The 18235-nt window shown below is 70.1% G+C and carries 23 protein-coding genes; 14 read left to right on the forward strand and 9 right to left on the reverse strand.

Features of this window, described 5'->3' with window-relative positions; translation table 11 throughout:
- Window positions 1–84: 84 nt before the first annotated feature.
- Window positions 85–1680: a stealth family protein gene (locus AC37TH_RS03320; protein WP_490762934.1), complete on the forward strand. Its 1596-nt coding sequence runs from the start codon at window positions 85–87 to the stop codon at window positions 1678–1680.
- A 9-nt stretch (window positions 1681–1689) separates the two neighbouring features.
- Here AC37TH_RS03320 and AC37TH_RS03325 read toward each other — a convergent pair whose 3' ends face one another.
- A complete protein-coding gene (locus AC37TH_RS03325) occupies window positions 1690–2631 on the reverse strand; it encodes a phosphodiesterase (RefSeq protein WP_490762935.1) in 942 nt (313 codons plus the stop codon).
- Between the two features lie 165 nt (window positions 2632–2796).
- Here AC37TH_RS03325 and AC37TH_RS03330 point away from each other — a divergent pair, with 165 nt between their 5' ends.
- From AC37TH_RS03330 to AC37TH_RS03355, 6 genes are all read left to right on the forward strand, one after another.
- Entirely contained in the window at window positions 2797–3804 is a 1008-nt protein-coding gene (locus AC37TH_RS03330; protein ID WP_490762936.1) for a Gfo/Idh/MocA family protein, read from the forward strand.
- An 82-nt stretch (window positions 3805–3886) separates the two neighbouring features.
- Window positions 3887–4918, forward strand: coding sequence for a Gfo/Idh/MocA family protein (locus AC37TH_RS03335; protein ID WP_490762937.1), 1032 nt, complete (start codon window positions 3887–3889; stop codon window positions 4916–4918).
- Between the two features lie 138 nt (window positions 4919–5056).
- On the forward strand, window positions 5057–5551 hold the full coding sequence (locus tag AC37TH_RS03340; protein ID WP_490762938.1) for a GNAT family N-acetyltransferase: 495 nt from the start codon (window positions 5057–5059) through the stop codon (window positions 5549–5551).
- A 297-nt stretch (window positions 5552–5848) separates the two neighbouring features.
- Window positions 5849–6394, forward strand: coding sequence for an NUDIX hydrolase (locus AC37TH_RS03345; protein WP_490762939.1), 546 nt, complete (start codon window positions 5849–5851; stop codon window positions 6392–6394).
- Window positions 6391–7041: an HAD family hydrolase gene (locus AC37TH_RS03350; RefSeq protein ID WP_490762940.1), complete on the forward strand. Its 651-nt coding sequence runs from the start codon at window positions 6391–6393 to the stop codon at window positions 7039–7041. Before AC37TH_RS03345 ends, AC37TH_RS03350 begins: the two co-directional genes overlap by 4 nt.
- Window positions 7042–7105: 64 nt before the next feature.
- Window positions 7106–7444 carry a YciI family protein gene (locus tag AC37TH_RS03355; protein ID WP_490762941.1) on the forward strand — a complete coding sequence of 113 codons (339 nt, stop codon included), beginning with the start codon at window positions 7106–7108 and terminating at the stop codon, window positions 7442–7444.
- On the opposite strand, the gene AC37TH_RS03360 is transcribed toward AC37TH_RS03355, so the two are convergent.
- On the reverse strand, window positions 7441–7851 hold the full coding sequence (locus AC37TH_RS03360) for a cupin domain-containing protein (protein WP_490762942.1): 411 nt from the start codon (window positions 7849–7851) through the stop codon (window positions 7441–7443). The two genes, AC37TH_RS03355 and AC37TH_RS03360, sit on opposite strands and share 4 nt — an antisense overlap.
- A gap of 93 nt (window positions 7852–7944) precedes the next feature.
- Between AC37TH_RS03360 and AC37TH_RS03365 the strand changes: the two genes are divergently transcribed.
- From AC37TH_RS03365 to AC37TH_RS03385, 5 genes are all read left to right on the forward strand, one after another.
- Window positions 7945–8244, forward strand: a complete 300-nt coding sequence (locus tag AC37TH_RS03365; RefSeq protein WP_490762943.1) for a hypothetical protein — start codon at window positions 7945–7947, stop codon at window positions 8242–8244.
- A gap of 28 nt (window positions 8245–8272) precedes the next feature.
- Complete coding sequence (locus AC37TH_RS03370) at window positions 8273–8473, forward strand: hypothetical protein (RefSeq protein ID WP_490762944.1); 201 nt, start codon at window positions 8273–8275, stop codon at window positions 8471–8473.
- Between the two features lie 235 nt (window positions 8474–8708).
- Window positions 8709–8885 (forward strand): hypothetical protein, encoded by a 177-nt coding sequence (locus tag AC37TH_RS03375; RefSeq protein WP_490762945.1) that lies wholly within the window; start codon window positions 8709–8711, stop codon window positions 8883–8885.
- 3 nt (window positions 8886–8888) lie between these two features.
- On the forward strand, window positions 8889–9347 hold the full coding sequence (locus tag AC37TH_RS03380; protein WP_490762946.1) for a hypothetical protein: 459 nt from the start codon (window positions 8889–8891) through the stop codon (window positions 9345–9347).
- Window positions 9344–9586 (forward strand): hypothetical protein, encoded by a 243-nt coding sequence (locus tag AC37TH_RS03385; RefSeq protein ID WP_490762947.1) that lies wholly within the window; start codon window positions 9344–9346, stop codon window positions 9584–9586. Before AC37TH_RS03380 ends, AC37TH_RS03385 begins: the two co-directional genes overlap by 4 nt.
- A 27-nt stretch (window positions 9587–9613) precedes the next feature.
- On the opposite strand, the gene AC37TH_RS03390 is transcribed toward AC37TH_RS03385, so the two are convergent.
- The 3 genes from AC37TH_RS03390 to AC37TH_RS03400 all read right to left on the reverse strand — a co-directional run bounded on the left by AC37TH_RS03390 (window position 9614) and on the right by AC37TH_RS03400 (window position 15130).
- Window positions 9614–9859: a hypothetical protein gene (locus tag AC37TH_RS03390; RefSeq protein ID WP_490762948.1), complete on the reverse strand. Its 246-nt coding sequence runs from the start codon at window positions 9857–9859 to the stop codon at window positions 9614–9616.
- Window positions 9860–9950: 91 nt separating this feature from the next.
- Window positions 9951–12212 carry a glycoside hydrolase family 3 C-terminal domain-containing protein gene (locus AC37TH_RS03395; protein ID WP_490762949.1) on the reverse strand — a complete coding sequence of 754 codons (2262 nt, stop codon included), beginning with the start codon at window positions 12210–12212 and terminating at the stop codon, window positions 9951–9953.
- Window positions 12213–12295: 83 nt separating this feature from the next.
- Window positions 12296–15130: a hypothetical protein gene (locus AC37TH_RS03400; protein ID WP_490762950.1), complete on the reverse strand. Its 2835-nt coding sequence runs from the start codon at window positions 15128–15130 to the stop codon at window positions 12296–12298.
- Window positions 15131–15243: 113 nt separating this feature from the next.
- Between AC37TH_RS03400 and AC37TH_RS03405 the strand changes: the two genes are divergently transcribed.
- Both AC37TH_RS03405 and AC37TH_RS03410 read left to right on the forward strand, forming a co-directional pair.
- Complete coding sequence (locus AC37TH_RS03405) at window positions 15244–15855, forward strand: class I SAM-dependent methyltransferase (protein WP_490762951.1); 612 nt, start codon at window positions 15244–15246, stop codon at window positions 15853–15855.
- Window positions 15856–16005: 150 nt separating this feature from the next.
- Window positions 16006–16236 (forward strand): hypothetical protein, encoded by a 231-nt coding sequence (locus AC37TH_RS03410; RefSeq protein WP_490762952.1) that lies wholly within the window; start codon window positions 16006–16008, stop codon window positions 16234–16236.
- Between the two features lie 72 nt (window positions 16237–16308).
- Here AC37TH_RS03410 and AC37TH_RS03415 read toward each other — a convergent pair whose 3' ends face one another.
- Genes AC37TH_RS03415 through AC37TH_RS03430 form a run of 4 tightly spaced genes read right to left on the reverse strand, consistent with a single transcriptional unit; the run spans window position 16309 to window position 18231 of the window.
- On the reverse strand, window positions 16309–16509 hold the full coding sequence (locus tag AC37TH_RS03415) for a hypothetical protein (protein ID WP_490762953.1): 201 nt from the start codon (window positions 16507–16509) through the stop codon (window positions 16309–16311).
- A gap of 35 nt (window positions 16510–16544) precedes the next feature.
- The gene (locus AC37TH_RS03420) at window positions 16545–17174 is read right to left on the reverse strand and encodes a TMEM175 family protein (protein ID WP_490762954.1); all 630 of its coding nucleotides are present in this window, start codon (window positions 17172–17174) and stop codon (window positions 16545–16547) included.
- Between the two features lie 7 nt (window positions 17175–17181).
- Window positions 17182–17421, reverse strand: coding sequence for a carbon storage regulator CsrA (gene csrA / locus AC37TH_RS03425; RefSeq protein WP_490762955.1), 240 nt, complete (start codon window positions 17419–17421; stop codon window positions 17182–17184).
- Between the two features lie 9 nt (window positions 17422–17430).
- On the reverse strand, window positions 17431–18231 hold the full coding sequence (locus tag AC37TH_RS03430; RefSeq protein ID WP_490762956.1) for a hypothetical protein: 801 nt from the start codon (window positions 18229–18231) through the stop codon (window positions 17431–17433).
- Between the last annotated feature and the right edge of the window lie 4 nt (window positions 18232–18235).

The following is an 18235-nucleotide window of genomic DNA, read 5'->3' on the forward strand; positions in this document are numbered from 1 at the left end:
ATCCCGATATGCATGCAATGTGTCGCCGACTCCGTGAGCACCGGCACTGGAACTTCCCGCTGGACGACATAGAGTGGGCCTCATATGGCAGAACACCCGTCTCCAGCCCTGTCCGACCAGCCAGAACCCGTCGTCGTCTCCGGCGAATCACTCACGAGCATCCCGGCCCTTCGACGCGACGACATCGTGATGCGAAAGGGTGTTCTCACCCTGATCTCCGGACCGTTCACACCCCGCGAGTCGATGGTCGAAGACCTCCTTGCCGTCCGGGATGCACTGGATGCGGCGGGCATCGAGCACCTGCTGGTGCGCGGTGACGACGACCGGCGCGTGATCGCCGTCGACCGCCGACGCCGCAAGGAGATCACCGCCGCGCTCGCGACCGCCTTCGCCGATGAGCCGTTCTATGCGCGCCCTGTCGACGTGGATGGTGTGGACGCCCTGATCGCCGACGGCCGGCTGTCGAGCAGGAAGGCGTCCGTGCTGCGGGTCTACCGGCCGCGACTCGAACCGATCGGTCGGCTGCGCTACGGCGCGGAGACCGCCATGCAGCTCGAATTCTGGCGCTTCGGCGACGAAGAGATCGAAGCGCCGATGCCCAACGCGCTGATGCGCACCCGCCTCCCTCGCAACGAGGCGATCGAGGCGTCCGTCGAACTCTACGGTCGCACCTGGCGCACGCTGGAGCACATGTTCGACCCGCTGGCGAGCGACATCGCGTTCGACATCGACATCGTGTTCTCCTGGGTCGACGGGTCGAGCGCCGAGTTCCAGCGGCAGCGGGCGAAGAAGCAGGCGTCGTACGTGGTCGGGGACGGCGACGACAACGAAGCGCGCTATCGCCAGATCGACGAACTGAAGTACGCGATGCGGAGCGTGCACATGTTCGCGCCGTGGGTGCGCAACATCTACATCGCCACCGACTCGCCCCTCCCGGAGTGGCTCGCACCTCATCCGAGCGTGCACATCATGCGCAGCGAGGACTTCTTCCCGGACACCTCCGCGCTGCCGACGCACAACTCGCACGCCGTCGAGAGCCAGCTGCACCACATCCCCGGCATCGCCGAGCACTTCTTATATTCCAATGACGACATGTTCATCGGGCGGCCGATCTCGCCTGACCTGTTCTTCTCGCCAGGAGGTGTGACGAAGTTCGTCGAAGCGGGCACGCGGATCGGTCTCGGCGAGAGCGATCCGGCGCGCAGCGGGTTCGAGAACGCCGCGCGCGTCAACCGACGACTGCTGTACGAGCGCTTCGGCGCCGTCACCACCCGGCACCTCGAACACTGCGCCGCTCCACTACGGGTCAGCGTGCTCAACGAGATGGAGCGGGAGTTCCCCGAGGACTTCGCGCGCACGGCGGCGAGCCCGTTCCGGTCGGCGACCGACATCTCCGTGACCAACTCGCTCTACCACTACTACGCGCTGATGAGCGGGCGAGCGGTGGTGCAGACGCAGGCGCGCGTGCAGTACATCGAGACGACGCTGCACGAGGCGGCCGAGAAGATGCGGCGGCTGCTCAAGCGCCGCGACCAGGACATGTTCTGCCTCAACGACGGCTCCAAACCGGAGATCAGCGTAGAGGAGCGGACGCGGACGGTCACCGACTTCCTGGAGCGGTACTTCCCGTTCCCTGCGCCGTGGGAGCGCACCGAGCGCGGCGAGGGAACCGACGCCTGACGGTCCGGGTCAGGCCATGACCCGGATGGGCGTGGTCGGCGTCTCGTCGCGGCGACCGGCCGAATCCACCAGCCGGGGCGGGATGCGAATGCCGTCGTCGGCGAGGCGGCGGGCGCTCTCCTCCGGGTCGATGTAGTCGAGGGCGGGGAAGCTGCCGAGCGGCACCACCGAGTGCAGCACCGTCGTCGGGTAGACGTGCACCAGGTTGAAGGCGCGGGCGCCGTCCCTGCCGCGGGTGCCGCCGACGGGCACGTTGAGGTCTTGGGTGTAGCAGCTGGCCGAGGCGACGGACACCGGGATGCCAGCGAAGGTGGCCATCGACGAGTAGTGCAGGTGTCCGGCCAGGATGCTCCTGACGTCGCTGCCGTCGAGCACCTCCGCCAGCCCGGACTGGTCGCGCAGCTCCACGGACACGGCCAGGTCGAGCACGCTTGGGACGGGCGGGTGGTGCATGGCGAGGATCGTGCCCTCCGGTGCAGGGGACGCGAGCTCGGCGGCGAGCCAGTCGAGCTGGGCGTCCGTCACCTCGCCGTAGTGGTGGCCGGGAACGGACGTGTCAAGGGCGATCACCCGCAGACCCCCGAACCAGAACACGTCGTCGACCGGCTCCCCGGCGGGAAGCTCGTCGCGGAGCCCGAAGCGGAACGCCCCGCGCTCGTCGTGGTTGCCCATCACCCAGACCACGCGGGCGCCGAGCCGTGCGGCGACAGGGTCGACGATCTCGCGGACGGCGGAGTACGCATCCGGTTGCCCCTTGTCGGCGATGTCGCCGGTGAAGACGATCGCCTCCGGACGCCCTCCGGACGCCTCCAGCTCGGCGAGCAGAGATCGAAGATGCTGCGCGCTGTCGACCGAGTCGTAGAGTTTCCCACCTCCGGCCAGGAGGTGGGTGTCGCTGATGTGCACGAGGAAGTGGTCCGGCCGCGGGTACTCCGCGATTCGCGTCTTCACACACCACATCCCACCACCGCAGTCTGAACGCTCCGTGAACGCGCCCGGCGAGCCGCCGTCCCCGACTTACGCTCGGGATACGGCAAAAGTTGACGAGCGGCGGGCCGAACTGGCTAGGCTTGTCGTGTTCGCGCGCAACGAATACAGGCAGGGAGGCCTACTGCAATGCCCCAACCCCTCACCGTCGCCGCGATCGGCTTCTGGCACGTGCACGCCGGAGACTACGCAGAAGCGGCACAGAAGCATCCGGACACCACCCTCGTCGCCGTCTGGGACGACGACGAGGAGCGCGGCAGAGCTGCGGCCGAGTCGTTCGGCGTCGAGTTCGTCGCCGACCTCGACGAACTGCTCGCCCGCGACACTCTGGATGCGGTGACCATCACCACCTCCACCGACCAGCACCACGACGTCATGCTGCGCGCCATCGCCGCGGGCAAGCACGTCTTCACCGAGAAGGTGCTCGCCCCCACCGCCGACGAGGCGGAGGACATCGTCGCCGCAGCCGCGGACGCTGGCGTCGCGCTCGTCGTCTCGCTGCCCCGCCTCTACGACGGGTACACGCAGGCGCTGAACGCGCTCATCGACTCCGGCACGCTCGGCACGCTCACGTACTCACGCGTGCGGCTCGCGCACGACGGCTGGGTGGCCGGCTGGCTGCCCGACCGGTTCGGCAACCCGCAGGAGGCGATCGGCGGAGCGCTGACCGACCTCGGCTGCCACCCTGCATACCTCACCCGGCTGTTCCACCGCGCGGAGCCGCTGTCGGTCAGCGCGGTCTACGGGTCGGTCACCGGGCATCCGGTGGAGGACAACGCGGTCGTGACGGCCGAGTTCCCCGGCGGAGCGCTCGGCGTGTTCGAGGCGAGCGTCGCGTCGGCGCCCGGGCAGTTCACGATTGAACTGCGCGGCACAGAGGGTGTCGCGCTGTACGGGTTCGGCGGCGAGAAGCTGCTCGTCAGCGAGAGCGGCGGAGCCTGGAGCGAGCTTCCGGTCCCGGATGCACTGGACGGCGCGCTCGCGGAGTGGGTGCAGCGCATCCGCACCGGCACGACGGCCGACGAGAACCTGGACCACGCGCTCGCGCTGACCAGGATCGTCGCCGCGTCGAACGCGTCGGCGGCGAGCGGCGCGGCCGTGCCGGTCGCTGCGCGCGCGGCACGCGTCGGCGCCTGACGCGACCGGCGCATCCTGTTCGGGGCGTTTCGGCGACCCCTCCGCACACCCTTCTTCCTCGTCTCCACCCAGAAAGACACTCATGACCTCCAACGCATCCACCCCCACCTCCACCGTCCGCATCGGCCTGATCGGGGCGGGCGGCATCGCCGGCGCCCACGTCGCGGGCTACGCGCTCAACCCGGGCACGATCACGTTCGCCGCGGTCGCCGACCCCGTGCGCGCGAGCGCGGAAGCGCGCGCGGGCGACACCGGCGCCGTCATCTATGCCGACTACCGGGAGATGCTCGCCGACGCCGACATCGACGCCGTCGACATCTGCCTGCCCCACCACCTCCACAAAGACGCGATCGTCGCCGCCGCCCGCGCCGGCAAGCACATCCTGTGCAAGAAGCCGCTCTGCCTCACCCCCGAGGAGGCCGCCGAGGTCTCCGCAGCAGTCGAGGAGGCTGGCGTCACCCTGATGTGCGCGCACAACCAGCTGTTCCTCCCCGCCGTCGCGAAGGCGAAGGAGTTGATCGAGTCCGGAACGCTCGGCCAGGTGTTCGAAGTGCGCACGACGGACAGCTTTTACAACGACTTCGACCCGTCGACGATGGGATGGCGCGCCCACGCCTCCACCAGCGGCGGCGGCGAGCTCATCGACACCGGATACCACCCCACCTACCTCCTGCTGCACCTCGCGGGCGGCGCTCCGGTCGAGGTGACGGCGATGCTCGCCACGCACCGGCTCACGTTCATGGAGGGCGAGGACTCGGCCACGGTGATCGTCCGGTTCGACAACGGCGTGCTCGGAACGGTCGTCACCAGCTGGGCGTACGACGCGGCGGACAGCACGGAGCGCTTCTCCGCCGTCGGCTCGCTCGGCAGCCTGACCAGCGACGGAACCACGCTCAGCTACCACCTGCGCGGCCACGACCCCGTGGTCCTCGAACTCGAGCCCGTCGACCAGTTCGGCGAGGAGCTCGGGCACTTCGCGGACAGCATCCTGAACGGCACGCGCCCCCTCCAGACCCAGAAGGAGGGCATCGATGTGCTCGGCATCATCCTCGGCGCCTACGACTCCGCGCGCACCCGCGCCGTCGCCACCGTGCCCACGCTCTCCCGGGTCTGAGCCGCGGACTGACCTGCCTGGCCCCGCCTGACGCCGAGATGCCAGTAACTGCGCGGATTCCCGGGCGTTTCGCGACAGTTACTGGCATCTCGCGGTCGATAGTTTGAGGCTGTGGATAGATTCCCGGGGGTTCTTGAAGTGGGGTCGCGCAGCGATGTGGTGCTGCGACGACTGGAACCGAGCGACTGGACGATCGAGCTGGAGCTCGCCCGAGTGCCGGACGTGCCGACCTGGACCCTGTACCCGGCCGACCTCACCGAGGCCCAGGCCCGGGCCCGCGCCGTCGCGAACGTGGCGCGCGCGGAGGCGGGGACGGGCATCCGGTATGTGCTGGAGGAGCGCGGTGTGCCGCTCGGGACGGCCGGCTTCGGACGTGGCGAGGACGGCTTCGAGGTGTTCTACGCGCTCAAGCCGGAGGGCCGCGGCCGCGGCCTGGTCACGGCCACGGTCACCGCGCTGATCGCCTGGCTCGATGCGCAGGGGGAGCCCGCCGTGTGGTTGAGCACGCTCGACGGCAACGCCGCGAGCGAGGCCGTCGCGACCCGCTGCGGGTTCACGCCCGCGCGCACCGGCGTGCACATCGACGGCCGTCCCCTCACGGTCTGGCGCCGCCCGGCCGCGAAACACCAGTAACTGCGCGGATTCCCGGGCGTTTCGCGACAGTTACTGGCATCTCGCGGTCGATAGCGCGGGGCTGTGGATAGGTGACGGGTACCTACTTCTCGCGCACGTGTCAATGGGATGGTTCCAGGGCGGGTGTGATCGTAGCGTCGGGTCGGCGTCGTCCGGGCGCCGCGGCTCCGCCGCCCGTCGCGCGATTTCAACCCCCGTCGCGTCGGGCGGCGGAGTTGTCCCCTGCCCGCCGGGTGCGCGGAGCGCTACCCTCGAATGAGTCGCAGGTAACCGGAACCGCCGCCATCGAGGAGGACCGTGGACAGCTCGATCGCCACCACGTTTTTCAGGACGGCGCCGCCGTGGTTCGGACGCCCGGAGCGCGCCCTGTTCGACTCGGTCTCCGAACGCATCCGGAGTGGCGAGGAACTGCTGTTCAAGGGGGGCCCCGTGCACGTCACCGCGAGTTGCGCCGTGTTCGATCCCGCGCGCACGGGCGTGCTGCTCGCGTTCCATCGCAAGGGGCGGTTCTGGGTGCAGTTCGGCGGGCACTTGGAGCCAGAGGACGCCGACATCGCGGCGGCCGCCGCCCGCGAAGTGACCGAGGAGAGCGGGCTGCGGTCGTTCCGGATGCTCTCGTCCGACGCCGTCGACCTGCAGGCGCAGCAGCTCGGCGAACGGTTCGGCGTGTGCGACATCCACCTCGACCTGCTGTTCGCCGCCGAAGCCCCCCGGGATGCGCCCACCGCCGTCAGCGACGAGAGCGAAGCCGTCGAGTGGTTCGACCTCGACGCACTCCCCACCGACGCGGTCCCCGGACTGCAGAAACGGCTGCGCACCGCCAGAGAAAGGCTGCCGAAGTGACCGTCAGCGCTGTGCTGTTCGACATCGACGGGACGCTCGTCGACTCCAACTTCCTGCACGTGGACGCGTGGCAGCGTGCACTCGCCGAGCTGGGCTCTCCGACGGATGCGTGGCGCATCCACCGGGCCATCGGCCAGGACTCCGACCGCCTGCTCCGCTCGGTCGCCGGCGACCACGACGAGCAGTGGATGAGCGACGCGTCTGAGCTGCACTCCCGCTACTACCGGGAACTCGCGCCGCGGCTTCGCGCCTTCGACCGCGTTCCGGAGCTGCTGCGTGCCGTCGCGTCGCGCGGCATCGCCGTCGTGCTGGCCACCTCAGCGCCCGAAGACGAACTGGCCATGCTCCTCGACGTCATCGACGCTCCGGATGCGATCCACGCCACCACCTCCGCCGACGACGTCGAAACGGCCAAGCCGGACCCCGGCATCCTGGAGGTGGCGCTCGAGCGGGCGGGCGCCACGCCGTCGGACGCGATCATGGTCGGCGACTCGGTCTGGGATCTGACGGCCGCGGCACGAGCGCACCTGCGGTCTGTCGGCGTGCTCAGCGGCGGCGTCGGCGCTGGGGAGCTGGCCGAGGCCGGCGCGTTCGCGGTATACGACGACCCGGCCGGGCTGCTGCGGAACCTCGACGCAATACTCTGAGGTCGGGTCGCTCACCGTCCGACGCCCTCTTGCCGTCGCGGCGCAGACGGCGGACCATCGAGGCATGACCAAATACCTCATCTCCTTCCCCAGCGAAGCGATGCAGCTCACCGCAGAAGAGTTCCCGGTGGTCGTCGCCGAATCCCACGCCGTGATCGAGGAGGCCAAGGCCGCCGGCGTCTATGTCTTCGGCGGAGGGATCGACGAGTCCGTCGCCCCCGTCCTCGTGTCCGCCGACGGATCGGTGAGCACCGAGATCTATCCGGGCAGCCAGCTGGACGGAGGGTTCACCGTGCTGGAGCTGCCGACGCGCGAGGACGCCGTCGAGTGGGCGAGGAAGATCGCGACCGGCTGCCGCTGCTCGCAGGAGTTGCGCGAGTTCGGGTACGACCCTCAGAGCTAGCGGCTACGCGCCGGCCGGGAGCCCGGGAACCCGGGAAGAACCTCGGGAAGCTCCCGCAGCGCGCTCGTCCGCTCGCCAGGCGCATCCCCGGTGTTCACGGTCCCTTTCGGCTCGAACAGCACAGCGCGCACCTCCTCCTCCGCGAGCGGGCAGTGCTCGACGCCGCGCGGGACGACGAACACGTCGTTCGGGCCGAGGTGCACATCCCCGTCTCGCAGCTGGATGGTCAGCCTGCCCGAGAGCACGAGGAACAGTTCGTCGGTGTCCGGGTGGGTGTGCCAGACGAACTCGCCGAGCAGTTTCACGACCTTCACGTCGTAGTCGTTGACGCTCGTGAGCCTGTGCGGTTGCCAGTGCTCGGCGATGGCGGCGATGGCTTCGTCGAGGTTGTGGACACTGCTGATCATGGGTCCAACATACGACCGCGACAGAAAACTCTTGCGCCGCGGGCCGTGCGGGCGTTGGATGCTGCCTGAGGCATCCGATGAGAGGGGCACGCAATGTCCGCCAGCGAACTCGAAATGTCCAGTGTGCGATTCCCGTATCGCAGCCGCATCTTCCACGTGGAGAAGCAGGCTCCGGGGCGATGGGTCGTACTCGATGACTCCCACGCAGAACTCGGGGTCCTCATCCGGGTGTCGCGGGAGGGGGAGGAGCACGAGCCCGTGTTCGGGGCGATCCCGCCCGGGCACATCGAGACGCTGCACGAGGGGTCGGACTGGAAGATGCTGGTCGCCTCCCTCATCAATGAGGCACTCGAGCCGGCGCCGGGCGCGACAGGCAACCAGGGCGAGGCCTGAACGCGCCGTCCTGGCTTACGATACGAGCGTGAAGGCGACGCTGCGTACAACCCTGGGGTGGGTGTCGGCCGTGCTGCTCAACATCGGCGTCATCGCTTTCGTGCTCGGGCTGGTGCTCCCCCGCGTCAACGGCGGGTCGCCGGTGCTCGTCACGGGCGTCGTGTTCTGCATCGCCGGGCTGGCGACGGGTACAGCGTGGATGGTCGTCTCCCGCCAGCCGCGACCCTGACCGGCGCCTGAGCGACACCCAACCGACGCCGGACGCGTCCCGACTGATATTTCCTGGCTGTCCCGCGTCAGGATTCGCGGGGAACGCCGTCTCCTTCTGTGAGAGACATCCCATCGCGCGAGGTGCTCGCCTCAGCGGTCTCTCGTGGGTGCCCGAACCGGGTGTGACGGCGCCCATCCGCGGGTGGGGCCGGTCGGGCCCCACCCGCGATCCCGTCCACTGAGGGAGGCCGACCATGTCCATGCTCGACGACGTCCGCGCGCCGCGAGGGCTGCATCCACTGGTCTCGATCGTGGTGGTGAGCGCCGTCGCAGGGATCGTGCTCATGGCCGCGTTCCTCGGCAGCCTGGCCGTGCTGGACGCGCTCTACGGCAAGCTGCTGATCTCCACGCTCGCGCCGCTCGGGCTCTGACCGATGGATGCGAACGAAACGGCAGGACGGCACCTGACCCTGGTCGGAGGCGCGAGCGGCCTGAGCGGCGTGCGTGGCCGCGCCAAGCGCGGGCAACGGCGGCTGCGGGCCGTCGTCCTGCAGGAATACCTCGACAAGCTGCCGGAGTTCCTTCCCGTCGCCGAGGTGCTGCAAATGTGCGGGATGCGCTACCCGGAGCTCGCCGACGCCGCCGACCGCGGGCGCGTCGTGCTGGAGAGGCGCGACGGCGGCATGGGCATCGTCGTGGCGGACAACCTGGCGTTCCTGCGGGAGCAGCGCCTCCTGCAGCTTCCCGTGCCCCGGCGGCTGCGGGTCACCACCTCCCGGCACGGAGACGAGCTGGTCGGCGTCTCGCGGGAGGCATACGCCGAACTGGCGAGGCGCGCTGACGAGTACGGCACGAACATCGCCGACATCGTGGACGGGCTGCTGGCCCGATGAGCGACCGCAGCATCCGGTTCCGCGCGCGCACCGACGCGATCGCCGGCTACCTCGCCAGCTTCCTGCTCGTGCTGTTCTCCGTCGCGCTCGCGCTCGCGGCGACCCGCAGCACGTTCGCCTCAGACACCGGACTGAGCCCGCTGGGCGTCGGCGTCGTGTTCGTCACCGCGCTGGTCGCTGCGGCCGTCGGTGTGGTGGGTGCGGTGTGCATCCAGCGGTGGACCCGCCTGCCCCGCTGACCCGGTCGGGGGCCAGCGGGACTCTCCTCAGTCCGGCGCCTCCGAGGTGTCGACCAGGTCGGGGTTGGACGGCTTCTGCGCAGGGTCGAACTCGGCGGGCGGCGGCTCTGCGCCGTCCGTCCCTCCGGATGCGTCCGAGCCTGTCGTCGGGTCGGGCTCGGCCTGACCGCCGCGGTCGGCGTCGCGGTCGCTCGTCTCCTCGAAGCGCTCCGGATCGTTGTCCTTCGGCACACCCTCGTCGTCGGTGTTGGGAAGTCCGCTGGTGTCGCTCATCCTGTGCTCCTCTCGCTGCCTTCCGCCCCAGCAAACGCCGAACCCCCTCGCTCTCGCAAGGGGGTTCAGACCGCTGTGACCGCGGTGTACGTTACGCGGGCACCGCCGCGAGGGTGGCGGCGTTGGCCGCCTCGACCAGCTGGTGGAGCTGTTCGGCCGTCACCGGGCTTCCGGGGAACGCGGCCACCCTGTTCAGCGGCATCGACTCCGCCATGCGGCGCATCGCAGGGTCGTCGAGCATTCCGGCGACCGCTCCGCCGCCACCGGCCTGCGCGAGCGCCCCCATCAGGATCTGGCCGCCGACCGGGTGGGCCAGCCACTCGCCGACCGTCGAGTCGAACGCGAGCAGCGGCAGACCGGCGTCGCCCGCGAGCGAGACCGACGCTGTACCGCGCAGGTCACGCGACGACGCGCCGACCGTCACCTCGTACTCGCCGGACTCGACCACCCAGCGCTGCTGCGCGATGTCGTAGTAGGAGAGATCCTCGTTCGGGATGCGCACGGTCGCCCGCTCGGTCGAACCGGCGGCGACGGCCACGTTCGCGAAGCCCTTGAGCTCGCGCACCGGGCGCTGGACGGCGCTACCGGGCACAGCCACGTAGACCTGCACGACCTCGCGGCCGTCCCTGTCGCCGGTGTTGGCGACATCGACGGACACCGAGATGCCGTCCTCGTCGGCCTCGACCGCGAGGCCGGAGAACGCGAACGAGGTGTACGAGAGGCCGTGGCCGAACGGGAAGCTGACGGCCGCCTCCCTGGCGTCGAAGTCGCGGTAGCCGACGAACAGGCCCTCGCCGTAGCGGACGTGCCCGTGCTCCCCGGGGAAGTTGAGGTACGACGCCGTGTCCTCCAACCGCAGCGGGATGCTCTCCGCCAGGCGGCCGGACGGGTTCACGACACCCAACAGCACGTCGGCGATCGCACCGCCGCCCGCCTGGCCGAGCAGCCAGCCCTCGACGATCGCGGCCACCCTGTCCGCCCAGCCGGAGACGCGCACGACGCCGCCGTTGGACAGCACGACCGTGACGCGGGCGCCGGTCGCGACGACCGCCTCCAGGAGGGCGGTCTGCGCGGCGGGCAGTTCGAGGTGTTCACGGTCGAAGCCTTCCGACTCGTCCTCTCCGGGCAGGCCGAGGAAGACGACCACGTCGTCCGCCGCCTGCGCGGCCGCGACGGCCTCGGAGGTGAGTTCGGCGGCGTCGCCGTCAGAGCCGAGTGTGTAACCGGCTGAGAAGGTCACCGTGGCATCGCCCGCGAGCGCCGTGAGCTCGTCCAGCGCGTTGTCGAGCTTCGTCGGGACGATCTGCGACGAGCCAGCGCCCTGGTAGCGCGGGGTGCGGGCGAACTCGCCGATCACCGCGATGCGACGACCGGAGGCGGCGGAGAGCGGGAGCGCGCCGTCGTTCTTGAGCAGGACGACGCTGCGAGCGGCCACCTCGCGGGCCAGGGCGTGGTGCGCATCCCGATCGTAGGTCGCGGAGGCGTCCGCGCCGTCGAGCGCCCTCTGCACCAGGTCGATGACGCGCTCGGCGGCCGTATCGAGCACGGACTCGTCGAGCGAGCCGTCCTTCACGGCGGCGACGAGCTGGGCGTCGGTGACCCCGTTGCTCGACGGCATCTCCAGGTCGAGGCCGGCGACCAGCGCATCCACCCGGTTGTTGACCGCGCCCCAGTCGGAGACGACGACGCCGTCGAAGCCCCACTCGTCGCGGAGCACGCTGGTGAGCAGCCACGGGTCTTCGCTGGCGTAGACGCCGTTGATGCGGTTGTACGAGCACATGACCGTCCACGGCTTGGCGTGCGTGACGACGTGCTGGAAGCCGCGGAGGTAGATCTCGCGCAGCGGGCGCTCGTCGATGTCGGAGCTGACGCGCATCCGGTCGGTCTCCTGGTTGTTGGCCGCGAAGTGCTTGAGCGAGCCGCCGACGCCCTGCGACTGCAGACCGTTCACCAGGGCGGCGCCGAGACGACCGCTCAGGATGGGGTCCTCCGAGAGGTACTCGAAGTTGCGGCCGCAGAGGGGCGACCGCTTGATGTTGATGCCGGGGCCGAGGAGCACGCCGACGCCCTCCGCCTTCGCCTCCGCGCCGAGTGCGGCGCCGACCCGTTCGAGCAGGTCAGCGTCCCAGGAGGAGCCGAGTGCGACGGCCGGAGGGAAGCAGGTGGCCGGGACGCTGTCGCCGATGCCGAGGTGGTCGCCGCCCTCACGCTGCTTGCGCACCCCGTGCGGGCCGTCGGTGAGGTAGATCGACGGGATGCCGGCGCGTTCGACGCCCTCCGTCTCCCAAAAACTCTTGCCGCTCGTGAGCGCGGCCTTCTCTTCAGTGCTCAATTCGGACACGCGGACAACCATGATTCTCCTTCGAACGGTGCTTCCCTTGCCTGGCAATACCTTACAACACTAGGTTTTCCTGCATCCCTTGAGTCTCCTGACAATCAGGGACGGGAGGACCGGGAGAGGAGCGCGATGATGCGGGCGAGGTTGGAGGCGTACTGCGGGGTGGACTGGTAGTCGGGGTGGGTGGCGACCTTGACGAGATAGCGGGGAGGGCCGAACTCGTCGGCGCCGCCGTCGACCGGGTTCGGGCGATGGCTGTAGACAGGGAATCCCAGGTAGTCGGTGCGGCGCCAGAGGTTGAACCAGGCGATCTCGCCGTCCGGCTGCGTGAGCAGGCCGACCAGGGTCGGGTCGGTGGTGTCGGACGGCGGAGGCGGGACGTCGGTGCCGCCGTGGTCCGCCTGGACCTGGGTGAACCAGGGGTCCGCACGCCGCAGCGACGGTGTGAGCTGTGTCGGCGTCCCGAGCGGGCCCGGCCCGAACAGCTCGGGGAAGAAGCGGCCGAAGTAGGTGCGCAACTGGGTGCCGTAAGTGAGCAGGCCGACGTTGCGGAGCGCATCCTGCTGGTCGGGCCGCAGCGTGAACAGGCACGACACCGCCAGCACCGCGCCGAGACTGTGCGCGCTCAGGACGACGCGGTACGGCCGGTCGTGGCCGAGCGCGTCCTCCTCCTGCTTCTCCTTCCACGCCAGCTGCTCGGCGACGCTCAGCCCTGGCGGCGGTTTCAGGTCGTGGGTGAGCCAGTCGACCACGCGGTCGCGCAGTTCGGGCACGACGCGCTCGGCGTAGCAGGGCGGGCCGAACGGATGCCCGGCGCGCGGAAGGAAGCACATCAGGTCCCACATCACCCCGATCGGGCGCTCCTTCGTGGTGATCGCGTTCTCGGCGATGGCCACCACGGCGCTGACCGCGATCAGGCCGAGCGCCGGGGCGACGAACCCGTCGATCCAGGCGAAGAACTGGGTCTTCGACACGGCGAGCGCCGCCACGAACCCCACGGCCAGCAACCCGGCGAGCACACCCAGGATGGGCTCCCCGCGGTGGAAGAGCGCGGCGAACCGGCGGGCGCGCAGCATCTTCATGGCGAGCCGGTCGGTGGTCCTGCCTCGCTCGATGACGCCGTCCTTGTACTCGTCCACCGGTTCGAGCAGCGGGCGGGTGCCGCCCGGCGTCGGCGGGGTGGTGAGCTTCGGGACCCAGAGCATCCGGAGCACCACGATGCCGGCGACGAACAGGAGCAGCAGCACGGCGATCATCGGAAGGACGTCGCCGAAGTTGCTGTACGCGATCGGGGCGTCGAGCGGCCGTCCGACCGGTGCGGCGCATCCACAGGCCGGGGTGCCGCTGCCGAGCCAGCTCTGAACGCCGAGCACGAGCAGTGTCGACAGGATCATCGCCGCCCCCAGCGACAGCAGCATCCACACGCCGGGCCCCATGCCCGCCCAGCCCTCCGTGCGGAACCGCTCGCGGGTGCCGTGCACGCGCGGCCACACCGCCACGAGCACGAGCTGCACCACCACGCCAACCCCGGCGACCGTGTAGAACAACCATTGGAACGCGCCAGGGTGGCCGCCGAGCACCGCCGGGTTCATCGACACCCCGATCAGGAAGGCGATGCCCGCCACCGCCATGATGACGATCGACAGGAGATGCGGCACCCCCCTGCGCCAGCCGAGTGCCGAGATGCAGATGGCGACCAGCACCCCCAGGATGATCGACGGCGCCGACACCAGGCCGAGGAACGCGAACGACGGTGACCGGTGATACGCGCCGTTGAGGAACAGGACGACGCCGACGAACAGGTACAGCACCACGGAGACGGCGAGCGTGACGGCGGCGACCGATTCCCGGCGGCGCTGCTCGTCCCGGAGGAACGCGGCCAGTCCCTCGCCCGAGTGGTTGATCGTGTCGGAGGAGCGCACGATGCGGACCACCACCCAGACGATGCCCGCCGCCGCGACGACGCCGGCGACCGAGAAGTACCAGAGGCCGCGGTCGGTGCCGAAGAGGTGGGCCGCGCATCCACTGGGCCCGAACGACTGCAGCTGACCGCAGCCGGGGAGACCGGCGAACACGCGATCCCAGACCAGCAGCAGCGCGATCAGGAAGAACGCACCGGAGAGGTGCAGCCATTCTGTCGGCGAGCCGACGCGGGACTGCTGCCAGAACCCTTCGACGCTCAGCGGCCGACGCTCGGTGGCGCGCTTCGGGCTGTCGGCGTTCCGCATCCGGCGCACCGTGTTGAAGATGCCCGCCTCGTACCGGAGGCGCGCGCTGTGCGAGACGAGGTAGAGCACGACGACGCCCGCGATCGGCAACAGCGAGAGCACGGCGAGCTGCCGTCCGCGCTCGGCCAGGAAGCCGGAGGTGAGGAAATCGAGGACGCCGGACGGCAGCGCGGGGCACGCGGCGCCGCCGAGGCACTGGGTGCCGATCAGGTCGAGGCTCACCGACCCGAGCGCGCAGACATACAGCAGGGTCAGGCCAAGGGCGAACACCCGCAGCGAGGTCACGCCGACGCCGCCGCGCCACTCCCCTCCCGCGTTCTGGTTCGGGATGGTCCTGGTCCAATACGCGCTGTTCGTCAGCCCGAACGGGAGCAGCAGCAACCAGGCGAGCTGCACGAAGAACTGGCCGATGATGACGAGCGCTCCCCCGCCGCACCGCGCCATCGCGCCCCACGAGTACGCTTCGCGGCGCACATCCGGTGGCGGGATGGCCGGGTCGGGGGTGTCGTCGTCCGGGTCGGGGTCCGGGAGCCGGGTGGCGATCCAGAAGCCGCCGTTCTCGTCGCCCTGGTACAGCCGCAGGTCGGCTTTGTCGATGCCGAGCATCTCCGCCGGGGGCGTGTTCTTGATCCCGTGGATGCGCAACTCGAGGACGTGGTTGGGCCTCGGCTTGTTCCCGTCGGTGTCGTGCGTGCTATCGGTCATCGTGCCCGCCCCATCGTTGGTGACGGGCGAACACTACTCCGGGTGAGGTTTTGTCGTCTACCGTTCGTGCATGGTCGGTGCCGCGCGCGCTCGGCGAGGGCTAGCCTGCAGAGGTGAGCAGTCACGACGAGCGGCACGTCTCCGCGTACGGGCACCGCGCCTCCGGATATGAGCGCGGCCCGCGCGGGATACTGCACGGTGAGATCGTGCGTCGCGTCGCCGTGCTCGCTGCCGGAGAGACGCCACGAGAGGCGCGCGTGCTGGATGTGGGCTGCGGCACCGGGGCGCTGGTGCGGGCGCTGGCAGGCCTCCGTCCGGAGCTGCGGGAACTGGTGGGTGTGGACCCTGCGACGGAGATGATCGCGGTCGCTGAGGCGGCGCGCACCGATCCCCGAATGCGGTTCGAGGTCGCAGCGGCGGAGCGGCTGCCGCATCCGGATGCGTCGTTCGACGTGGTGATGAGCTCGGCATCCTTCAGCCACTGGCGGGATCAGGATGCGGGGCTCGCGGAATGCGCCCGCGTGCTCGCGCCGGGCGGCGTGCTCGTGCTCGCCGACGTGTTCACCCGGCGACGGCTGCCGGTGGGGGTGTTCGGGCCGGGCGGCGCGGCGCAGAGTGTGCAGCGCGCGACAGGCTCGCTGCGGTCTGCCGGGTTCGTGCGACTGCGGTGGCGGAGGGTGTTCGCGGGCGTCGTGCGTGCGGCCGTCGCCAACACCCGGGACTGACGCGCATCCGGCCACCGGCGCCGGTTCGCCACTGCACGAACGTGCGCCCCGCCTCCCTAGCCGCGCATCCACGGCGGGCGTAGGCTCTGCCTCACGACAGCGTGCCGACGGCGAGCGAGGTCTGCTCGGCCGGCGGCGGAAGGAGCCACGATGAGCACGAACGAGCAGGCAGAGCGCGAGCCCGACCGCGACGACCTCGAAGGCACGTACACCGAGGTCGACGGAGAAGGCCCCGTCGAGCGCACGGTCCACGGCCAGTACACCGAGGCGGACGGCGTCGGCCCTGAGACCGAGACCAAGGGCAGCTACACCGACACCGAAGAGACCCCCGAGACTCCCGCAGAGGAGGAGCAGGGCGACTACACCGAACGCGACCGCTGACCGGCGCGCGATTCGTGCGAAAAGTGCGGTGCGCGCCTTGGCGACCGCACTTTTCGCACGAGTGCTGTCGCGCTAGCGGAGCTTCTTGGCGGCGAGCTTGCGCGCCTTGTCGGCGTTCTTCTTGGCCTCGCCACGGGCCTTCTTCACGGACGGGTCGTTCCAGAACGAGCTGAAAGCCGTGGTGATCTGCTCGTAGCGCTCACGCCCGGCGCGCGCGCCGAGGACGTAGGCGATTCCGGCGATCACCAGGATGATCACAAACTTGGGGCGCATCGGTTCTCCTGACTCTGTCCCCACGACCGTAGCCCTCAGGCCGTGCCCTGTGAACCCCGGCGGAACAGCCGCGTGAGCAGCGCGTCGAGCGGGCGGCTGAGGAACAGCAGCAGCACCCACCACATCCCGATGTGCGGGAACAGCACCGCGAGCACCAGCGCCACGGCCAGCAGGATGGGGGCGGAGATTCCGTGCAGCAGGTCGATGTTGTTCCGTGCGTCCTCGCGCAGCAGCTCCGGGTTGCGTTTCAGCGTCACCTCGATCGCCAGCGTCGCGAGGCTCGCGACGATCATGTTGCCGATGTACACCGCATCCACGTCGCCGCGGCCGCTGTCGCTCTCGGCGAGCAGGTTGGTGGCGAACGGGATGAAGACGATGGAGACGAGCCAGAGGAAGTTGGCCCAGATCATCGGCACCGAGTAGTCCTGCACCCACTCGAACAGGCGGTGGTGGATGATCCAGAACCGCGCGATCACGACGAACGAGATCGCGAAGCCGATGAGCGCCCCGGAGTGATGGCCGACGAATTCGGCCACCGTCTGGTGGCCGACGTCGCTGGACGCGTCGACGAGCGGCAGGATCAGCAGCGTGATCGCGATGGCGACTGTGGCGTCGGAGAAGTTGACGAGCCTGTCGAGGCCGCGCTCCGTCCTGATGACGCTCATCGCCAGGTCAGTCGAGCCCGAGGGAGCGTTTGATGACGGCCTCTGGGTCGTCGGTGCTCGCCGCGGACTCCGTGGCCTGCTTGTTCGCCTCGGTGATGGCGCGGATCACTTCGTCGCGCTGGATGCGCACCCCGCGCGGAGCGTCGATGCCGATGCGGATTCCATCGCCGCGCGCATCCAGGATGGTCACGACGATGTCGTCGCCGATGAGCACCCGCTCCCCGACCTTGCGCGTCAATACCAGCATTGCTTCAGCCTAGCGGGGCGCGTCGTCCAGCCACAGGACGGGGAAGCCGAGAGCCGCGACCGTTCCGGGGGTCGCGGTGAACGCCGCACCGGTTGCCGCGACGCCGTCGACCGCGAGTACCGCATCCACTGCTGCCACCCAGGATGCGGTGTCCTCCGTCTTGCGGGAGGCGTCGACGGCCACCCAGACCTGGTCGGGGGCGATGCCCGCGAGCGACTCGGCGAGCGCTGCGACGTCGGCCGCACCGCGCTCCAGGCCGAAGGCCGCGATGATCGGGCGCTCCCTGCGCACGCCGTCCGCGCGGGCGCGGAGGGCGTCGCGGCGGTCGTCGATGCGCGGGGCTGCGGCGTGCGAGCATCCACCTGGCCGGACCTCGGCGTCGCCCGTGGAGGCGGCGAGGACCCTGGAGGCGGCGACCGCGTCCGCGCCGAGGCCGACGACGAGCGTGAGGTCACCCCGGCCGCGCAGCCGTGCGGGAGGCTGCGGTGCGGCGGGCGCGAGAGGGATCGTCGCCGCGGCGGTCGAGGTGGCCTCGGCCCGCTCGGCGGCCGCCTGGCGAAGTCGCTCGTCCAGTTCGGGCGGAAGCTCAGGCGCCGCCGAAGGCGCAGGCGTGGGCGAAGATCCAGCTGAAGCCGAAGCCGAAACCGCGGTCTCGAAGCCCGCCCCCGGCAGCGCATCCTCCTCCGACGACTCCGCCTCCCCCACCACGCGCACGAGGTCGTCGAGGATCGCAGCGAACGCCGCCGACGACGTCGACACCGCCGGAAGCACCTCGTCGTCCGGGACGTCGGCGAGTTCCGCCGCGTCCACCCAC

This window comes from Leifsonia sp. McL0627, assembly GCF_058244615.1.

Bases quoted from the DNA above. Each gene is read 5' to 3' on its own strand.
- AC37TH_RS03380 (WP_490762946.1), top strand. From the start codon at position 8,889: ATGGATGCGAACGAAACGGCAGGACGGCACCTGACCCTGGTCGGAGGC.
- AC37TH_RS03320 (WP_490762934.1), top strand. From the start codon at position 85: ATGGCAGAACACCCGTCTCCAGCCCTGTCCGACCAGCCAGAACCCGTC.
- AC37TH_RS03360 (WP_490762942.1), bottom strand. From the start codon at position 7,851: ATGATCAGCAGTGTCCACAACCTCGACGAAGCCATCGCCGCCATCGCC.
- AC37TH_RS03415 (WP_490762953.1), bottom strand. From the start codon at position 16,509: ATGCGCCCCAAGTTTGTGATCATCCTGGTGATCGCCGGAATCGCCTAC.
- AC37TH_RS03335 (WP_490762937.1), top strand. From the start codon at position 3,887: ATGACCTCCAACGCATCCACCCCCACCTCCACCGTCCGCATCGGCCTG.
- AC37TH_RS03390 (WP_490762948.1), bottom strand. From the start codon at position 9,859: ATGAGCGACACCAGCGGACTTCCCAACACCGACGACGAGGGTGTGCCG.
- AC37TH_RS03355 (WP_490762941.1), top strand. From the start codon at position 7,106: ATGACCAAATACCTCATCTCCTTCCCCAGCGAAGCGATGCAGCTCACC.
- AC37TH_RS03385 (WP_490762947.1), top strand. From the start codon at position 9,344: ATGAGCGACCGCAGCATCCGGTTCCGCGCGCGCACCGACGCGATCGCC.
- AC37TH_RS03375 (WP_490762945.1), top strand. From the start codon at position 8,709: ATGTCCATGCTCGACGACGTCCGCGCGCCGCGAGGGCTGCATCCACTG.
- csrA (WP_490762955.1), bottom strand. From the start codon at position 17,421: ATGCTGGTATTGACGCGCAAGGTCGGGGAGCGGGTGCTCATCGGCGAC.
- AC37TH_RS03365 (WP_490762943.1), top strand. From the start codon at position 7,945: ATGTCCGCCAGCGAACTCGAAATGTCCAGTGTGCGATTCCCGTATCGC.
- AC37TH_RS03420 (WP_490762954.1), bottom strand. From the start codon at position 17,174: ATGAGCGTCATCAGGACGGAGCGCGGCCTCGACAGGCTCGTCAACTTC.
- AC37TH_RS03400 (WP_490762950.1), bottom strand. From the start codon at position 15,130: ATGACCGATAGCACGCACGACACCGACGGGAACAAGCCGAGGCCCAAC.
- AC37TH_RS03410 (WP_490762952.1), top strand. From the start codon at position 16,006: ATGAGCACGAACGAGCAGGCAGAGCGCGAGCCCGACCGCGACGACCTC.
- AC37TH_RS03395 (WP_490762949.1), bottom strand. From the start codon at position 12,212: ATGGTTGTCCGCGTGTCCGAATTGAGCACTGAAGAGAAGGCCGCGCTC.
- AC37TH_RS03330 (WP_490762936.1), top strand. From the start codon at position 2,797: ATGCCCCAACCCCTCACCGTCGCCGCGATCGGCTTCTGGCACGTGCAC.